Source organism: Ralstonia sp. AU12-08 (genome assembly GCF_000442475.1).
GTDB classification, from domain to species: Bacteria; Pseudomonadota; Gammaproteobacteria; order Burkholderiales; family Burkholderiaceae; genus Ralstonia; species Ralstonia insidiosa.
In genome coordinates, this window is the sequence record NZ_ASZV01000008.1 from 94546 (window position 1) to 111420 (window position 16875).

At 66.2% G+C, this 16875-nt stretch carries 16 protein-coding genes; 7 read left to right on the forward strand and 9 right to left on the reverse strand.

The genetic code is table 11. The features are described 5' to 3' along the window. Positions 1–61 precede the first annotated feature (61 nt). Together C404_RS36045 and C404_RS36050 are read left to right on the forward strand one after the other, a co-directional pair. On the forward strand, positions 62–1006 hold the full coding sequence (locus C404_RS36045) for a family 2A encapsulin nanocompartment shell protein (RefSeq protein ID WP_021193604.1): 945 nt from the start codon (positions 62–64) through the stop codon (positions 1004–1006). Further along, positions 981–2816, forward strand: coding sequence for a family 2A encapsulin nanocompartment cargo protein cysteine desulfurase (locus tag C404_RS36050; RefSeq protein ID WP_031328936.1), 1836 nt, complete (start codon positions 981–983; stop codon positions 2814–2816). Before C404_RS36045 ends, C404_RS36050 begins: the two co-directional genes overlap by 26 nt. Positions 2817–2882: 66 nt before the next feature. Here C404_RS36050 and C404_RS36055 read toward each other — a convergent pair whose 3' ends face one another. From C404_RS36055 to C404_RS36080, 6 genes are all read right to left on the reverse strand, one after another. Beyond that, positions 2883–3680: an ABC transporter ATP-binding protein gene (locus C404_RS36055; protein WP_021193606.1), complete on the reverse strand. Its 798-nt coding sequence runs from the start codon at positions 3678–3680 to the stop codon at positions 2883–2885. Next, a complete protein-coding gene (locus tag C404_RS36060) occupies positions 3677–4516 on the reverse strand; it encodes an ABC transporter permease (RefSeq protein ID WP_021193607.1) in 840 nt (279 codons plus the stop codon). The genes C404_RS36055 and C404_RS36060 overlap by 4 nt, the downstream gene beginning before the upstream one ends. A gap of 2 nt (positions 4517–4518) precedes the next feature. After that, complete coding sequence (locus C404_RS36065) at positions 4519–5556, reverse strand: aliphatic sulfonate ABC transporter substrate-binding protein (protein WP_021193608.1); 1038 nt, start codon at positions 5554–5556, stop codon at positions 4519–4521. Positions 5557–5680: 124 nt separating this feature from the next. Continuing rightward, positions 5681–6334, reverse strand: coding sequence for a methionine ABC transporter permease (locus tag C404_RS36070; protein ID WP_021193609.1), 654 nt, complete (start codon positions 6332–6334; stop codon positions 5681–5683). Further along, positions 6315–7451, reverse strand: a complete 1137-nt coding sequence (locus C404_RS36075) for a methionine ABC transporter ATP-binding protein (protein ID WP_021193610.1) — start codon at positions 7449–7451, stop codon at positions 6315–6317. The genes C404_RS36070 and C404_RS36075 overlap by 20 nt, the downstream gene beginning before the upstream one ends. A gap of 20 nt (positions 7452–7471) precedes the next feature. Further along, complete coding sequence (locus C404_RS36080; RefSeq protein WP_021193611.1) at positions 7472–8281, reverse strand: MetQ/NlpA family ABC transporter substrate-binding protein; 810 nt, start codon at positions 8279–8281, stop codon at positions 7472–7474. 211 nt (positions 8282–8492) lie between these two features. Here C404_RS36080 and C404_RS36085 point away from each other — a divergent pair, with 211 nt between their 5' ends. Then, positions 8493–10004: a M20 family peptidase gene (locus C404_RS36085; RefSeq protein ID WP_021193612.1), complete on the forward strand. Its 1512-nt coding sequence runs from the start codon at positions 8493–8495 to the stop codon at positions 10002–10004. Positions 10005–10025: 21 nt separating this feature from the next. On the opposite strand, the gene yddG is transcribed toward C404_RS36085, so the two are convergent. Next, positions 10026–10976, reverse strand: coding sequence for an aromatic amino acid DMT transporter YddG (gene yddG / locus C404_RS36090; protein WP_021193613.1), 951 nt, complete (start codon positions 10974–10976; stop codon positions 10026–10028). A 343-nt stretch (positions 10977–11319) separates the two neighbouring features. Between yddG and C404_RS36095 the strand changes: the two genes are divergently transcribed. Further along, a complete protein-coding gene (locus C404_RS36095; protein ID WP_021193614.1) occupies positions 11320–11682 on the forward strand; it encodes a DUF2917 domain-containing protein in 363 nt (120 codons plus the stop codon). A gap of 51 nt (positions 11683–11733) precedes the next feature. On the opposite strand, the gene C404_RS36100 is transcribed toward C404_RS36095, so the two are convergent. After that, entirely contained in the window at positions 11734–13128 is a 1395-nt protein-coding gene (locus C404_RS36100) for a heavy metal sensor histidine kinase (RefSeq protein ID WP_031328939.1), read from the reverse strand. Between the two features lie 11 nt (positions 13129–13139). Beyond that, entirely contained in the window at positions 13140–13814 is a 675-nt protein-coding gene (locus tag C404_RS36105) for a heavy metal response regulator transcription factor (protein WP_021193616.1), read from the reverse strand. 208 nt (positions 13815–14022) lie between these two features. On the opposite strand from C404_RS36105, the gene C404_RS36110 reads away from it, so the two are divergent. The 3 genes from C404_RS36110 to C404_RS36120 all read left to right on the forward strand — a co-directional run bounded on the left by C404_RS36110 (position 14023) and on the right by C404_RS36120 (position 16874). Next, the gene (locus C404_RS36110) at positions 14023–14370 is read left to right on the forward strand and encodes a hypothetical protein (RefSeq protein ID WP_021193617.1); all 348 of its coding nucleotides are present in this window, start codon (positions 14023–14025) and stop codon (positions 14368–14370) included. Between the two features lie 74 nt (positions 14371–14444). Then, a complete protein-coding gene (locus C404_RS36115) occupies positions 14445–15659 on the forward strand; it encodes a TolC family protein (protein WP_232317377.1) in 1215 nt (404 codons plus the stop codon). Between the two features lie 24 nt (positions 15660–15683). Continuing rightward, entirely contained in the window at positions 15684–16874 is a 1191-nt protein-coding gene (locus C404_RS36120; RefSeq protein WP_021193619.1) for an efflux RND transporter periplasmic adaptor subunit, read from the forward strand. The last annotated feature ends 1 nt before the right edge of the window (position 16875 follow it).

The following is a 16875-nucleotide window of genomic DNA, read 5'->3' on the forward strand; positions in this document are numbered from 1 at the left end:
CACCGTGCTCCACCTGTAGGGCGGAGCGCATTTTTCCTCAAATGAAGTTGGGAGTCATTGCATGGCAGAAGCAGATACCCAGGACGTGCGCACCGCGCTAGGCGACAGCGCCGCACGCCAGTTGGCGAACGCGACCAAGACCGTTCCGCAGTTGTCCACCATCAGCCCGCGCTGGCTGGTGCACCTGCTGCAATGGCAGCCGGTGGAGGCGGGCATCTTCCGCCTGAATCGCGTGAAGAATCCGCGCGATGTGCGTGTCGCCTGCTCGCAGCGCGACGAGGCGGAGGCGGAGTTGCCGCAAACCTTCGTCGATTACGAAGACCAGCCGCGCGAGTACTTCCTCAACGCGGTGACGACGGTGCTGGACGTGCACACCCGCGTGTCCGACCTGTACAGCAGCCCGCACGACCAGATTCAGCAGCAGCTGCGCCTGACCATCGAGACCATCAAGGAGCGTCAGGAAAGCGAGCTGATCAACAATCCCGACTACGGCCTGCTGGCCAACGTGGATGAAACGCAGCGCATCTCCACGCTCACTGGCGCGCCCACGCCGGACGATCTGGACGAGCTGATCACCAAGGTGTGGAAAGAGCCGGCGTTCTTCCTCGCGCATCCGCTGGCGATTGCCGCGTTTGGCCGCGAGTGCACGCGCCGTGGCGTGCCGCCGCCCACCGTCAGCCTGTTCGGCTCGCAATTCATCACCTGGCGCGGCCTGCCGCTCATTCCGTCGGACAAGGTGCCCATTGATGAGAACGGCCGCACCAAGATCCTGCTGCTGCGCGTGGGCGACAAGCGCCAGGGCGTGGTCGGCCTGTATCAGCCGGGTGTGGCGGGCGAGCAGAGCCCGGGTCTGTCGGTGCGCTTCATGGGCATCAACCGGAACGCCATCGCGTCGTATCTGATTTCGCTGTATTGCTCGCTGGCCGTGCTGACCGAAGACGCGCTGGCGGTGCTCGAAGACGTGGAGATCGGCAAGTACCATGACTACCCCGACACCTACAAGTAACCCGCCCGGCGTAAGTGGCCTGGCGCTGCCGACCGGTTTGCCTGACCCGGCCACGCTGGCGCAGTTGGCCAACGCGTTCTTCACGGCGCTGCCGGGCAGCGAGCCGGAGCCTGCGATCGATCTGGCGCCGGCAGGTGCATCGCCGCAACTGAGTGCGTTGCCCGTTGCCGACGTGGCACCGATCGAGCCCCAGGTGCCTGTGCTTGGTGTGCCCACGCAGTACGCTGCAGCGCTGCCGCAGGCGGCATCCGGTCATGGCCAGCCTGCACCGGCGCATCCCGTCTCGGTCCCGAGTTCGCCGTACTACTTCCTGGGTGAGGCGAGCGGCTACCAGTCCGCCGTGCCGCATGCGGGGGTGGCGGCGTCAGAGGCGGGTGTGCCGGATGATCGTGTCTCGGCGCAGCCGTTCCACCTGCCGGGTACCGATGCGCTGGCACGGTTGATCGATGGTGCGGCGGGCACGCCACCCGCGGGGCCGGACGCGTTGCGGCAGCCGGGCGGCGCGGCGCAGGCGGGGCAGTTCTACTTCCTTGCGCCGCCCACTGTGCCTACGTTGGAAGCGTCACGTGACACCAGCCACCAGCCGCATCGCGCCAGCACGTTCGACGTGCAAGCGGTTCGGCGGGATTTTCCGATCCTGGCCGAGCGCGTGAATGGCCGGCCGCTGATCTGGCTGGACAACGCCGCCACCACGCACAAGCCGCAAGCGGTGATCGATCGGCTGGCGTATTTCTACGCGCACGAGAACTCCAACATCCACCGCGCGGCGCATGAGCTGGCTGCACGAGCGACCGATGCCTACGAGGGGGCACGCGACAAGGTCGCGCGTTTCCTGGGTGCGAAGTCGTCAAGCGAGATCATCTTCGTGCGCGGCGCCACCGAGGCGATCAACCTCGTTGCGCAGACGTTCGGCCGCCAGCACATCGGCGCAGGGGACGAGATCATCGTCTCGCACCTGGAGCACCACGCCAACATCGTGCCGTGGCAGCAGCTTGCTGCGCAGGTGGGCGCGCGCATCCGCGTGATTCCGGTGGACGACAGCGGCCAGATCCTGCTGGACGAATACCGCAAGCTGCTGAGCAACCGGACGAAGCTGGTGTCTGTCACGCAGGTATCGAATGCGCTGGGGACGGTGACGCCGGTGCAGGAGATCATCGCGCTGGCACATGCAGCAGGTGCGCGCGTGCTGGTGGATGGCGCGCAGGCGGTCTCGCACTTGCGCGTGAACGTGCAGGCGCTGGATGCGGACTTCTACGTGTTCTCCGGCCACAAGATCTTCGGGCCGACGGGCATTGGCGTGGTGTATGGCAAGCAGGATCTGCTCGACACGCTGCCGCCGTGGCAGGGCGGCGGCAACATGATTGCCGACGTCACGTTCGAGAAGACGCTGTACCAGCCAGCGCCCGCGCGCTTCGAGGCCGGCACCGGCAACATTGCGGATGCGGTGGGGCTGGGCGCTGCGCTCGATTACGTCGATCGCATTGGCCTGGAGAACATCGCCCGCTATGAGCACGACCTGCTGGTGTATGCCACGCATGGGCTGTCGCGCATTCCCGGTTTGCGGCTGATCGGCACGGCCGCCAACAAGGCGAGTGTGTTGTCGTTCACGCTGGCGGGGTATCGCACGGAAGAGGTGGGTGCGGCGCTCAACCGCGAGGGCATTGCCGTGCGCTCCGGCCACCATTGCGCGCAGCCGATCCTGCGGCGCTTTGGGGTGGAAGCCACGGTGCGGCCGTCGCTGGCGTTCTACAACACCTGCGAGGAGGTGGACGAACTGGTGCGTGTGGTGAGCGCGCTGGCGCGGCGCTGACATCAAGAACGGAAGGTCTGCCGCCGATCCGATGCTTCGTGTGTCGGATCGGCGGTTTTCTTTTAATCAGACGACGGTGCCAAGGTGGGTGAAGATTTCCGCACGCAATGCCGTCAGCCGTTCATGCTGGCGCGGGCGGATGACGGCTGGCCCCGCAACAATGCGGGGTATGTCGACTGGCAGATCCGCCACGATGCGCCCCGGCTCGGGTGCCAGGACGAGGATGCGGTCGGCAAGGTGCAGTGCCTCGTCCACGTCATGCGTGACGATCAACAGCGTGGTGCCGTGTCGTGCCGCAAGCTGCAGCAGCAGATCCTGCAGGCGCATGCGGGTGAAGGGGTCGAGCGCGCTGAAGGGCTCGTCGAGCAGCAACAGGGGTGGCTCGGTAAACAGCCCACGGGCAATCGCGGCGCGTTGCGCCATACCGCCGGACAGCGCCTTGGGTAGTAGCGCTGCCGCATCGGTCAGGCCGACTTCAGCCAGCAGGGCGCGAACGCGCGGGTCAGCCAGCGCGGCATCCCGGCGCAAGCCGGCCGAAAAGCCGACGTTCTCGGCTACCGTCAGCCACGGCAGCAGGCGCGGTTCCTGGAACACGAAGCCGGTACGACCGGCGTGGTCGACAGGGGCGTGCTGGTGCGCCGTGACCTGGCCGACGTGGCCACACTCCAGACCTGCCACGATCCGCAACAGCGTGCTCTTGCCACAGCCGCTGGGGCCCAGCACCACAACCACCTCACCGGCAGACACGTCAAAGCGGATCGGCCCCAGCACGGTTTGCGTGCCGAACCGGAGTGCATCTACGCGAACATCGACCAGCGGTTGATCGGTGTGGCGCAGGAGGGAGGGATGCGTCGGAGCATTCATGGCAGTGCACTGTCGCGCCAGGCCAGGCTGCGAGACTCCAGCGCGCGCAGCACGCTGTCACTCAGCTTGCCCAGCACGGCCAGGATCAGGATGGCGACGATGACGATGTCCGCACGGCCGGTTTCGCGGCCATCGCTGAGCAGGTAGCCGAGGCCGCGCGTGGCGGCAATCAATTCCGCCGCCACCAGAAACATCCACGCCACGCTCAGCCCGGTACGCAGCCCGGTGAACAGATGCGGCAGCATGGCCGGCACCAGAATGCGCCGAATGATTGCCCCGTGCCGCAGTCCCGCCATCACGCCCACTTCCACCAGCTTGCGATCGACATTGCGGATGCCTGCCTGCGCGGCCACATACACCGGAAAGAACGCGCCGATGGCGATCAGCACCACCTTGGGCGCCTCGTCGATACCGAGCCACAACAGCAGCAGCGGCACCCAGGCCAGCGAAGGAATGGCGCGCAGCGCCTGGAACGTCGGGTCGAGCAGGGCGGCGGTCCACCGGTTGAGCGCAACGGCTGTGCCCAAGACGATGCCAAGCACCGCCCCCATGGCGAACCCCGCGAGAACGCGCACTATGCTCACGACAATGTGGGCGGGCAGTGCATCGCCGGTGACCAACTCACGCAGGGTGGCTGCCAGCTCCGATGGCGGCGGCAGCAGGTTGGCGGCAATCCAGCCCGCCCGCACGGCCCCTTCCCAGCACAGCAGCGCGACGATCGGTAGCACCAGCCCAACGAATCGGTTACCCGGATGCAACGCCAGACGGATGCGTGCGGGCGCATCGTCGGTGACAGGCGGAGCGGGGGTGCTCAGCGTGGCGGGCTCGGCAGACATGATCAGCGGACGACGGCGCGCGCATAGCGCGGCTCGATGAGCGTGCGGACGACCTGGGCAACGTCCGTTCCCGGCTTGACGAGGCTTTCCTCGGTCAGGATGGGGGCCGCGGCCGTCAGCGCCTGAATGTGCTGCTGCCCAGGCACCGGCTGGCTGAAGTCGTTGCGCAGCAATTGCACCTTGATCACGGCCAGCGGCAGTTTGGCTTCTTCCGATACGATGCGCGCGGTCTCATCCGGGTGGGCCAGGATCCACAGGCGCGCCCGCTCGTAGGCGGCCAGCACGCGCTCCACTGCCTGTGGATACTTGGCGGCAAATGCCTCGTTGACGTTCAGCAGGCCGTACGTGTTGTAGTTCACGTTGCGATAGAGCAGCCGCGCACTGGATTCCAGTTCGCTGGCGGCCATGAGCGGGTCCAGCCCGGCCCATGCATCAACACGGCCTTGCTCCAGCGCGGCGCGGCCGTCGGCATGTTGCAGGCTGACGTGTTCGATGTCGGTCTTGCGCAGGCCGGCGTCGTGCAGGCTGCGCAACAGGAACAGGTAAGGGTCGGTGCCTTTGGTGGCGGCGATCTTCTTGCCTCTCAGATCCCGCACCGAGCGGATGGGTGAATCCTTGGGCACCACCAGCGCGGTCCATTCCGGGCGGCTGTAGATGTAGACGCCCTTGATCGGGTTGCCGTTGGCGCGGCTGAGCACGGCGGCCAGGCCGGCCGTGGAGCCGAAATCAATACTGCCGCTGTTGAGAAACTCCAGCGCGCGGTTGCTGCCCTGGCTCAGTACCCAGCGCACGTTCACCTTGTCGGCCTTGAGCGCCTCCTCCAGCCAGCCAAAGCGTTTGAGCACCAGGCTGGGCGGTGAGTAGTAGGCGTAGTCCAGCCGGATCTCTTGCGGCAGCGCGTTCTGCGCCTGGGCATGGGGTGCGAGCACAAGTGTGCCCAGGGTGACAATCGTGGCGATGGCGGCGCTCGCCAGTCGGCGCAACAGCGTAAGGAACGTTGCAGGAGAAAGCAGGCGCAGGCGCGCGTGGGTCGGCGTCATGGTGGTGCGGTGTGATGGATGAAAGGGCCCTCCGACCCCTTCGCCCATCTTAAGGACGCCACTGCAACTGCAACAACGAAGGATTGCGCAGATGCATAGTCGCGCGATGGTGCGCGCAGGCGGCTCAACGTGCCTTCAACCGCTGCACCGATCGATCTCCCACCCACTGCACCACGCTCACCAGCCCGATCAGCAGCACGATCACGACCGCCATCACCGTGGTGTCGAAACGCTGGTAGCCATAGCGGATGGCGATGTCGCCCAGGCCGCCTGCACCCACCGCGCCCGCCATGGCCGATGCGCCAATCAGCGAGACGATGGTGAGCGTAAAGCCGCCGATGATGCCGGGCAGGGCTTCGGGCAGCAGCACGTGCCAGACGATGTGGCGGCGCTCGCAGCCCATGGCCTGCGCGGCTTCCACCAGGCCGCGGTCGACTTCACGCAGGCTGATCTCGGCAATGCGCGCAAAGAACGGCGTGGCGCTGATCGACAGCGGCACCACCGCCGCCCACACGCCAATGGTGGCCCCCACCACCAGCCGCGTGAAGGGCAACAGCGCCACCAGCAGGATGATGAAGGGCGTGGCACGAAAGCCATTGATGAGCGCGCCCAGCACGCGGTGCACGCGGGGCGATTCCAGCGTGCTGCCGGGTGCCGTCAGCACCAGGATCAGCGCCAGCGGAATGCCGGCCAGCGCGGCGATCAGCGCAGATGCGGACACCATCGTCAGCGTGTCGAGCAGGCCCTGCCAGATGCGGTCAATCGTGAGCGGGGACATAGCCGAGGCTCCGGGTGGACTGAGACAGTTGCAAGGCCGCCAGCGCGTCTTGCGAGAGGACACCGCCCGCTGCGGCAATCAGCAAGCGCCCTTGCGTGCGGCCCTGGATACGGTCGAGATCGGCGCGCAGCAGGCGTGTCGGGTAGCGCAGCGCCTGGGCGATCTGCGCCAGCTCGGGCACGGCGGCCGTGCCGGTGTAGCCCAGCTCAATCAGTTGCTCAAAGGCGCCGCGCGTGGGCGGGGCGGGCTGCAGGCGTGCTGCCACGTCGTCGGGCAGGCCGCCGCGCAGCGGTTGCAGCAGGGCGCGCGTGGCGTCGTGCTGCGGGTCCCCAAAGACGCGCCACACAGAGCCCTGCTCTGCAACGCGACCGGCTTCGAGCACCAACACGTTGTCGCAGATGTCGCGGATCACCCCCATCTCGTGCGTGATGAGCACGATGGTCAGGCCCAGGCGGCGGTTGATGTCGCGCAGCAGCGCGAGGATGGCGTCAGTCGTTTCCGGGTCGAGCGCGGAGGTGGCTTCGTCGCACAGCAGGATCTCGGGCCGGTGCACCAGTGCGCGGGCAATGCCCACGCGCTGCTTCTGCCCGCCGGACAGGCGCCCCGGATACACGTGCTGCTTGCCCTCCAGCCCAACCAGGGCCAGCAGCGCATCCACGCGTTGCGCAATCTCCGCCGCTGGCACGCCGGCCACCTTCAACGGCAGCGCGACGTTTTCCCACACCGTCTTGGCGGAGAGCAGATTGAAGTGCTGAAAGATCATGCCGATGCGCCGGCGCAACCCCACCAGCGCTTGCGTGCTAAGCGTGCCGACGTCAACGCCGTCCACCAACACCTGCCCGCTGGTCGGCTTCTCCAACCCGTTGATGGTGCGCAGCAGGCTGGACTTGCCCGCGCCGCTGCGCCCGATGATGCCGAAGATGCCACCGGCCGGAATGTCGAGGTCGATGCCTTGCAGCGCGTGCACATCGCCCGCCGCCGCGCGGTACGTCTTGCCGACGTTGCGGAAGGTGATGGTGCCGGCGGTGGGCGTGGCAACAACGGCGTCGGCTGGCCTGGCATGGGGCGCGGGCGCGTCGGACCAGGCGTGGACGGGGTTCGAGACAAGTGTGGTCATGGCGTTACCGGGTCATCGTTTCAGCGCTTGAGCCAGGGCAGGGTGTAGAGCTTGTTGTCGTTGGCATACGACGTGTGGATCTGCTGCTGCACGGCCGGCGACTCCTGATACAGCTTGATGAAGCGCGCGATGCGCGGATCGCCCGCGTTGTCGCGCCGCGACACGAAGCGGATGGCGAAGTACTCGTCGTCGATGCCCGAGTACAGCAGGCCAGCGCCGGCAATGTCCCCCTTGCCCGCATTGACGAAGTGCGCCGGATAGCCCTGCGCGAGGTCCACGTCGTCCAGTGCGCGCACGAGTTGCGGGCCTTCGATTTCGACAAACTTGAGCTTCTTCGGGTTGGCCACCACGTCATTGAGGGTGCCGCGTGCACCCACGCCATCGCGCAGCTTGATCAGCCCCGCCTTTTGCAGCAGCAACAGGCCGCGGCCCTGGTTGACGGGGTCATTGGCCACCGCCACGCGCGCGCCGTCCTTCAGATCGGACAGGCGCTTGATCTTGCTGGAATACAAACCAATGTTGCCCAGCACGCCAATGCCGACGCTCTTGAACGCATAGCCGCGCTCTTTGATGGCGTTGTCCAGGAAGGCCTGGTGCTGGAAGTAGTTGAGATCCAGATCACCCGAGGCGAGCGCAACATTGGGTGTGGTCCAGTCGGTCAGTTCGACCACCTTGACGTCCAGCCCCTGCTTGCGGGCTTCGGCGGCGGCCACCTCTACGGAATCGGCCAGCGCGCCGGGCGTGACGCCAATGCGCAACGGTGCCGCATGCGCGGCAGCAGTCAATGTGAGGGTGGCGAGGGCGAGGAAGAGTCGATGTGTGAGCTTCATGGGTGTGCATACCGCAAAGGGAACATGGGGTGATTCCAGCATGGCGGGTGGCCCTATTCCCACGAATATTTGCGTAGATGGTTACTCGGTCAGGGCATGGTGACGTGTTGAGGTGTGCTGGCGGCGGCACGCGAGTACAGCGATACTGACGCCTTACGCCCGGTGCACGCATGCTGGGCGAAGGCAGTTCACCCTCAAGGAGCGGAGACCAATGAGAGCGTCGTACAAGCGTCGTGGTGCAGTGATCGGGCGGCTGTTGCGGCTCGTGATCGCAGTGGTGGTTGTGGTGGCGGCCTATGTGGCCTTCAACACCTGGCGGCATGGCTCGCGCCAGCTCGATGTGCCGGCCGTTACGCCGGTGGCCGTGGACGGCCCGGCCGCAGCGGCGCACCTGGCGGAGGCCGTGCGCGCACGCACCGTCTCCAGCGCCACCGACGCGCAGTTGAACGCCGACCAGTTCCGCCAGCTGCACGCCATGCTGGAGGCGCGCTACCCCAAGGCGCACGCCGTGCTGCAACGCGAGCAGGTGGGGGACTTTGCGCTGCTCTACACCTGGAAGGGCACCGACCCGTCATTGCAACCCATCATGCTGATGGCGCACCAGGACGTCGTGCCCATCGCCTCCGGCACGGAAGGCGACTGGAAAGAACCGCCCTTCGACGGCGTGGTGAAGGACGGCATGGTCTGGGGCCGGGGCGCGTGGGACGACAAGGGCAACCTGATCTCGCAGATGGAGGCCATCGAACTGCTGGCCGCCAGCGGCTTCAAGCCGCGCCGCACCATCCACCTGGCCTTTGGTGCCGACGAAGAAGTGGGCGGCGATCGAGGTGCCAAGCAGATCGCTGCCTTGCTCAAGTCGCGCGGCGAACGCCTTGATTTCGTGATCGACGAAGGGTTGCTGATTACTGAGGGCGTGCTGCCGGGGCTGACCAAGCCGGCCGCGCTGATCGGCGTGGCTGAGAAGGGCTTCCTGTCGATGCAACTCAAGGTATCGGCCACCCCGGGGCATTCGTCGATGCCACCGCCGCATGGCCAGAGCGCCATCGCCATGATGAGCGCCGCGCTCAAGCGCCTGGACGACGATCAACTGCCCGCCGGCATCCGTGGTGTGGCGCAGGAGATGTTCCAGACGCTGGCGCCCGAGATGCAGGGTTTCAGCCGTGTCGCGCTGTCGAACCTGTGGCTGTTCGGCCCGCTGGTGCAGAAGCAGCTCGAGGCATCTGCCAGTTCCAATGCCATGCTGCGCACCACCACGGCGCTGACCGTCATTCAGGCCGGCAACAAGGACAACGTGCTGCCCGGCCGTGCCGAGGCCATCGTCAACTTCCGCCTGCTGCCGGGCGATACCGTGGCGTCAATCACTGAGCACGTGGAGAACGCCGCCAAGGCCGCGGCACCCAACGGCAAGTTCGAGCTGAGCAACCTGCCGGGCGTGAGCGAAGCCTCGCCGGTGTCGCCCACGCAATCGGCGTCGTACCAGTTGATCAACAAGACGGTGCGAGAGTTGTTTCCCGGCACGGTGGTAGCGCCGGGGTTGATGATTGGCGCGACGGATTCGCGCCACATGATTGGCATTGCGGACCACGTGTACCGCTTCTCGCCGGTGCGCGCCAAGCCGGAAGACCTGCCGCGCTTTCACGGCACCAACGAGCGGATTACCGAGGCCAACCTGGTTGAGCTGATCCGCTTCTACCACCGGCTGGTGCAACAGGCAGCGAGCTGAGGCGCGGGCACCGCCTGGCGCTCACTGTCCGTGGGCGCTCGGCTGCTCGTGTGAAGTCGTTGGCTTGGGCGCGGACGATGCCTTTGCGCGTTGTCCGCGCGTTGCGAGCCAGCACAGGATCGACCCTGCCACCACCATCGACGCGCCTTTCCAGAACGCGAACGACAGCGGGGCATGCAGCAGCGCAGCCGCCAGCGCGGCGGAAAACACTGGGATGAAGTACGACGCGCCGGCCAGAACCGTGACGTTGCCGTGCAGGATGCCGACGTTCCAGGCCGCATAGCCGAACCCCATCGCGCAGGCCGCCAGCGCCAGGTAGATGGCCGCCGGTGCGCTGAAGTGCATCGTGCCGCCACCCGTTGTGAAGAACTTGATCCACAGGGCGAGCGCCGTCAGCATGAAGAACAGCGTGACGCCGTTCTTGCCCCCAGCAATGCGGCTGGTGACCGTGCAATACGCTGCCCAGATCACCGCCCCTGCGAAGGCCAGTCCGTAGCTGAGCGGGTTGTCCTTCACGTTTGCGGCCATGCCGGCGAGATCCAGCCCCTGGTCCCCACCCAGCACGAAACAGATCCCCAGGATGGAGACCAGTGCGCCCGGCACGATCAGGGCATTCGCGCGCTGCTTGTTAAATGCGATGGCCGACAGCATCGTGAAGGTCGGCCAGAGGTAGTTGACCATCCCCACCTCGATGGCCTGCCGGCCGCTGTTGGCATAGCCGATCGACAAAGACAGGCACAGCTCGTAGGAAACGAACAGCAGGCTGCCCCACACCAGATAACGCCGGGGAAACGTCTTCAGATTCCCAAGGCCCACGGTGAACAACAGCAGCACCGAGGCAACGGAATAGATCATGGCGGCGCCGCCCACCGCCCCCAGGTTCTGGCTGACGCCGCGGATCAAGCCGACGATCGAGCTCCACAGCAACACCGCAATGAGTCCGATGAGTGTTGCTCTACTTTTGCTTTTCATAACGCTTGCCTGCACGGATTCGTCGATCTGAAGTCAATACTGTCCATACCTACCACACCCGGTTCCAACCTGACCAGCAGGACGCGATCCTGGCCGGAGAGGTAGGGCATGAAAGGGGGGCTGACGGGCAAAGGGACGGAGGGGCGCCAGTTTAGCAATCGAATGTTTCCCGCTGGATTGGGCGCGGCAAACTGTTCGCGAAAGATGCTGAACAGTTCAGCCAAACTGTTCGCAACTGTTCATGTCAATGCCTTGACACGCCGCGCAAGATGGAATTGTGCCGACCAGCAGTGCCCAATACCAAATACATCCACCACGAACCCCGGCACAAGGAGTCTCCATCATGCGCGAAATCAGGATTTTCGAACTGGACCGGCCGGGCGTGCCGGTGAGCTGGCGGTCGGCACGGACCCAAACCATCGCCGCACAAGCCGGGCTGTTGTGGGTCACGCAAGAACATCAGATGCAGGACATCTGGCTCAAGCCCGGTCAATCGATCGACGTGCCGGCAGGCGTGCGCTTCTGGCTCTCGGGCGACCCGGCAGACGGCATGGCAGCGCGCTTTGCCGTCACGGAAGACATCAACGCACCGCGCCGTCTGCTGCGCTTCATCGGCCAACTGGTGGCCGCGGCGTATCGGCAGGTGCTGCGTGACGACGGACGTGATGCAACACGTACGCCGTCGGCGCTGCGCATTGGGACTTGAACGGCGGGGACTTGAACTGCGGGGACTTGACCGACGGGCACCAAAGCGTCGTTAAGCCGGAAACACCAGCCGGAACTCGGTCCGTCCACCCGGCGGGCTGCTGGCCTGCACCGTACCCCCGTGCAGGTCCATGATGGTCTTCACGATGGCCAGTCCCAACCCCGTGGACTGGCTGGATTGCGTGCGCGATGGGTCTTCCCTGTAGAAGCGCTCGAATAGGAGTGGCAGGCTCGCGGCCGGGATGGTTGGCCCCGGGTTGCGCACAGCGATGCTGATCGCTTGGGGCAGGCGTCCCACCACCACATCGATACGTTCACCCGTCGGCGTGTAGCGCAGCGCATTGTCCAGCAGGTTGTTGATCGCGCGGCGCAGCAGCGTCGCGTCTGCGTGCACCTGCGCATCGCCCGTGACGTGGATGGCGATCTCGCGATCGGCGGCCACGGCTTCAAAGTAGTCCACCAGCACCTGAATTTCATGTCGTGCGTCCAACGGCGCTACGGACAACGCCACGCGTGCATGATCGGCACGCGCCAGGAAGAGCATGTCTTCAATCATGTGCGACAGGCGTGCGTATTCCTCCAGGTTGGATTCGAGCACGCTGCGGTATTCCTCCACCGTGCGCGGGTGGGCGAGCGTGACTTCAGTCTGGCCGACGAGGTTGGCCAGCGGCGTGCGGAAGTCATGCGCCAGGTCTGCCGAGAATTGCGAGAGCCGCGCAAAGCCGTCCTGCAGGCGCGTGAGCATGGCGTTGAGCGAGGCCAGCAGTTCAGCCAACTCGCGCGGCGCCCCCTCAAGCGCAAGACGTGTGTCGAGCTGGCTGGGGACCACCGCCGCAGCCTGTCGCCCAATGCGCTTCAGCCCCCGCAACGTGCTGCGCACCAGCAGCAGGCTCAGCAGCGCCACGGCAGCCACACCGCCCACCACCGCAAAGACGATGTGCCGCTGATAGTTGGCCAGTAGCGCAGCGCGGCTGTCGCCGTCCTGTGCGACCAGCACGATGACCTTGGTGCCGGTCTGCCCAAGCCAAGCCTCCGCGGCCACTGCTCGCGACGCAATGCCAGACATCGACGTCCAGGTGTGCACGGCCGATTCAGCGGGTGGCGTTTCGGCCGGAATGGCAGGTGGCATCGTCACCGATTCGCCTTCCGGATTGACCTCGATCAGCGTGCGCCCCTCGGGCGTGGCCATGCGCAGGATCAGCCCGTCATGGCCGGAGACCACGTCGGTATAGCGGTGTGCATTGCGCGCCAGGTCGTCTGCGCTGGTCGCCTCGCTGGTCAGGTGGCGCAGCTGCGTGATCTTGCCGAGCAGCATGGTGTCGTCGGTGGCGCGCAACTGGGCGTTCAGCGCGTAGTACAGATACGCACCGGCCGCGGTGAGCGTGACGGCCGCCACCACAACGAAGGCCAGCACCAGCCGGCCGGCGAGCGATGCAGGCCAGCGCATGAGCGAACCCATCAACGACCCACCGCGTCCAGCACGTAGCCCATGCCGCGCAACGTGTGGATCAGCTTGTGCTCGAAAGGGTCGTCCACCTTGGCGCGCAGGCGCCGGATCGACACGTCGACTACGTTGGTGTTGCTGTCGAAGTTCACGTCCCACACCTGCGAGGCGATCAGCGAGCGCGACAGCACCTCGCCCGAGCGGCGCGCCAGCAGATGCAGCAGCGCGTATTCCTTGGCGGTCAGGTCGATGCGCTGTCCAGCACGCGTGACGCGGCGCTTGATGGTGTCGATGCTCAGGTCGGCAATTTCCAGGACTTCGTTCTCGCGCAGCGGGCCGCGCCGCAGGATGGTGCGCACGCGCGCCACCAGTTCGGCAAAGGCGAAGGGTTTGACGAGGTAATCGTCGGCGCCCAGTTCCAGGCCCTTGAGGCGGTCATTCAGATCATCACGCGCGGTCAGGAACAGCACCGGCGTGCTCTTTTGGCGGCGCAGTTGCTGGATGACCTGCCAGCCGTCCATGCCGGGCAGCATGACATCGAGCACGATCAGGTCGTAGTCGTGTTCCATGGCCTGGAAGAGGCCATCCGGACCGGTGCGGGCGAGGTCGGCCACAAAGCCGGATTCCGTCAGGCCCTTCAGGAGGTAGTCGCCCGCTTTGGGCTCGTCTTCAACGATGAGCAGTCGCATGATGAAAGTTGCGGGTGCGCGCGGTAGGGCGCTCCCGTCTTGGCTGCCGATGCCGCCACGATATGCCAAAACCCCAGCCGCGGGGCCGAAGATGACAAGTTTGTCATGTTCAGGTCATGCCCGCGTGGCGACCCCCTCCCTAGACTGGCCCCACTGACACCGCCCCCCTTCCTGTCTTGCTGGTGTCGGACTATCCAAGGAGATCATCATGGCGATTCGATTCCAACGTGTACTGCCCCTGGCTGCTTCTGCCGCGCTGGCAGCGTTGCTGGCGTCCGGCCCTGCCGTGGCCGCGCAAGACCACCACGACGCCTGCTGTCTGCCGCAGATGGGACAGGTCAAGTCGATGGCCTTGCCGCTGGCCAAGGCTGGCCCGCGTGACCCCTACACCGACGGCGCCAAAACCGGCGCACGCGATCCGTACACCGACGGTGCTGCCGCACAAGCCGTGCTCGAAGCCCGCGTCGGCCCGCGCGACCCTTACACCGATGGCGGCCTGACCGACACGCGTGGCCCGCGCGAGCGCAATCCGTACACCGACGGCGCCCTCGTGTGATGCGTTGCAAGCCCTGGCTCTATCGGCCCGTTGGAGCGGCCCTTGCGTGTCTTCTGGCCGCTCCTTTGGCTGCCGTGGCGGCAACTGACCCTGTCACCCCGGCAGCCCTTTCTGCAACGGCCTCCGGCGATGTGGTTGCAGGCCAGACCGAACGCGTGACGCTGCAGCAGGCGGTGGAGCGCGCCATGCAGACGCATCCCGCGCTGGCGGCGGCGGGCTACGAGATCGCCGCCAGTGAAGGTGCGTTGGATCAGGCGAGCCGCCTGCGCAACCCCGAGGCCGCGTTCATCACCGAAGACGTGCGCCGCAACCGCGCCACCATGACGGCGCAACTCAATATCCCGCTGGAGCTTGGCGGCAAGCGCGCAGCCCGCACGCGTGCAGCCGAGCTGGGGCGTGACGCCGTCTCGCAAGATGCGGCAGTCCTGCGCGCCGAGTTGCGCGCCGACGTGACACGTGCGTTTTTTGACTTGCTGATTGCGCAGGAGCGTCTGACGCTGGCGCAGGCCTCCGATACGCTGGCTGCGCAGGCGGAGTCGGCTGCCGCGCGGCGCGTGCAAGCGGGCAAGGTGTCACCCGTAGAGCAGACCAAGGCGGGCGTGGCGCGTGCCAGCGCTGCCATTGAGTTGCGCGATGCGGGTGCAGAACTGCTGGTTGCGCAGCGCGCGTTGTCTGCATTCTGGGGCGGGGCTGCTGCTGCGCCGCAAGCCGATGGCAGCGCCGAAACCTTACCCGTCGTGCCGCCGGATGCGCGTCAGCCCACGAGCGCATTGGACAACGCGCCCCGCGTCATCCGCGCCCGGCTGGAGATCAATCGCCGCCAAGCGCTTGCCAACGTCGAGCGCAGCAAGCGCGTGCCGGATGTGACGGTCAACGTGGGGGTCAAGCGCGACAGCAGTGCGAACAACAACATGGCGGTGCTGGGCATTGCGGTGCCGCTGCCGTTGTTTGACCGCAACCAGGGCAACCTGCTTGAGGCACAGCGCCTGGCTGACAAGGCCTTTGAAGACTACCGCGCGCTGCAGCTCGAACAGAACGCCACTCTGGCCCAGGACGTTGCCCGGCTCGATGCGGCGCGCGCCGCGGTGCAGTCGCTGCGTCAGGACGTGCTGCCTGGCGCGCGGCGTGCCTATGACGCCGCGCGCATTGGCTTTGATGCCGGCAAGTTCAACTTTCTCGATGTGCTGGATGCCCAGCGCACGCTGTTTCAGGCGCGTGCGCAGTACTTGGCCGCGTTGTCGCGCGCACACCAGGCGGCAGCCGGCATCGATCGCATTCTCGGCCGGTGATCCGGCACCTCTCACTTTGCTGACATGACACTTCCACCGCAACAACGGCGCGCCATCGCGCTCATCGTCGTGCTGGGCACGTTGGCCGCCGCCGGGCTGTGGTTCGGCATGGGCGCACGCCAGGCCGCCACCACCGAAGCAGAAGCTGCACCCGCGCCCGCCGCTGCAGAGCGGGCCGAGGCGCCGCACGCCGAGACGCTCGTTATGACAGCCGAAGCCATTTCCAACGCCAAGATTGGCGTGGAGACGGCGGGTGCGACGGAGCTGCGCACGGAAGTCGTCCTGCCCGGCGAGATCAAGCTCAACGAAGATCGCACCGCACACGTGGTGCCGCGCGTGGCGGGCGTGGCAGAGAAGGTGGCGGTGGAACTGGGCCAGCCTGTCAAGCAGGGCCAACTGCTTGCCGTGCTGTCGAGCCCCACGCTGTCAGACCAGCGCAGCGAACTGCAGGCCGCGCAACAGCGCCTGGCACTGGCGCAGGAAACCCACGCGCGCGAGAAGCGCCTGTGGGAGCAGGGCATTGCCGCCGAACAGGATTATCAGCAGGCCCGCACGTCGTTGCAGGAAGCCCGCATTGCGGCGAACAACGCACGCCAGAAGTTGACGGCCATCGGCGCGGCACCATCAGGGTCGACGCTCAACCGCTTCGAGCTGCGCGCACCGTTTGACGGTGTGGTGGTTGCCAAGCATTTGTCGCAAGGCGAGGCTGTGCAGGCCGAGACGGCAGTCTTTACCGTGGCTGACCTGCGCACGGTGTGGGCAGATTTCTCGATCACCGCCAAGGATCTGGAAGCCGTGACCACCAACGCCGCCGCCACCGTCCATGCCACTGCCACCGGCACCGCCGTGCAGGGCAAGGTGTCGTACGTGGGCGCATTGCTGGGCGAACAGACGCGCACGGCACCTGCGCGTGTGACGTTGGACAACCCCAAGCTGGCCTGGCGCCCAGGCATGTTCGTCAACGTGTCGGTGGAGTCGGGCCGCACGCAGGTGCCCGTGGCCGTGCGCGCCGACGCCGTGCAAACGGTGGATGACAAACCTTCGGTGTTTGTCCCCGTTCCTGCGGGGTTCGAAGTGCGCCCGGTCAAGATCGGCCGTACCGACGGCACATGGACGGAGATCGTCGAAGGCCTGCCCGCAGGCACGCGCTATGCCGCGGCCAACAGCTACGTGCTGAAGGCGGAAGCCGGCAAGTCCGCCGATCACGGCCACTGAG

Excerpts from the sequence above, each read along its gene's own strand:
- C404_RS36045 (WP_021193604.1), top strand. The coding sequence starts at position 62 with ATGGCAGAAGCAGATACCCAGGACGTGCGCACCGCGCTAGGCGACAGC.
- C404_RS36050 (WP_031328936.1), top strand. The coding sequence starts at position 981 with ATGACTACCCCGACACCTACAAGTAACCCGCCCGGCGTAAGTGGCCTG.
- C404_RS36055 (WP_021193606.1), bottom strand. The coding sequence starts at position 3,680 with ATGAATGCTCCGACGCATCCCTCCCTCCTGCGCCACACCGATCAACCG.
- C404_RS36060 (WP_021193607.1), bottom strand. The coding sequence starts at position 4,516 with ATGTCTGCCGAGCCCGCCACGCTGAGCACCCCCGCTCCGCCTGTCACC.
- C404_RS36065 (WP_021193608.1), bottom strand. The coding sequence starts at position 5,556 with ATGACGCCGACCCACGCGCGCCTGCGCCTGCTTTCTCCTGCAACGTTC.
- C404_RS36070 (WP_021193609.1), bottom strand. The coding sequence starts at position 6,334 with ATGTCCCCGCTCACGATTGACCGCATCTGGCAGGGCCTGCTCGACACG.
- C404_RS36075 (WP_021193610.1), bottom strand. The coding sequence starts at position 7,451 with ATGACCACACTTGTCTCGAACCCCGTCCACGCCTGGTCCGACGCGCCC.
- C404_RS36080 (WP_021193611.1), bottom strand. The coding sequence starts at position 8,281 with ATGAAGCTCACACATCGACTCTTCCTCGCCCTCGCCACCCTCACATTG.
- C404_RS36085 (WP_021193612.1), top strand. The coding sequence starts at position 8,493 with ATGAGAGCGTCGTACAAGCGTCGTGGTGCAGTGATCGGGCGGCTGTTG.
- yddG (WP_021193613.1), bottom strand. The coding sequence starts at position 10,976 with ATGAAAAGCAAAAGTAGAGCAACACTCATCGGACTCATTGCGGTGTTG.
- C404_RS36095 (WP_021193614.1), top strand. The coding sequence starts at position 11,320 with ATGCGCGAAATCAGGATTTTCGAACTGGACCGGCCGGGCGTGCCGGTG.
- C404_RS36100 (WP_031328939.1), bottom strand. The coding sequence starts at position 13,128 with ATGCGCTGGCCTGCATCGCTCGCCGGCCGGCTGGTGCTGGCCTTCGTT.
- C404_RS36105 (WP_021193616.1), bottom strand. The coding sequence starts at position 13,814 with ATGCGACTGCTCATCGTTGAAGACGAGCCCAAAGCGGGCGACTACCTC.
- C404_RS36110 (WP_021193617.1), top strand. The coding sequence starts at position 14,023 with ATGGCGATTCGATTCCAACGTGTACTGCCCCTGGCTGCTTCTGCCGCG.
- C404_RS36120 (WP_021193619.1), top strand. The coding sequence starts at position 15,684 with ATGACACTTCCACCGCAACAACGGCGCGCCATCGCGCTCATCGTCGTG.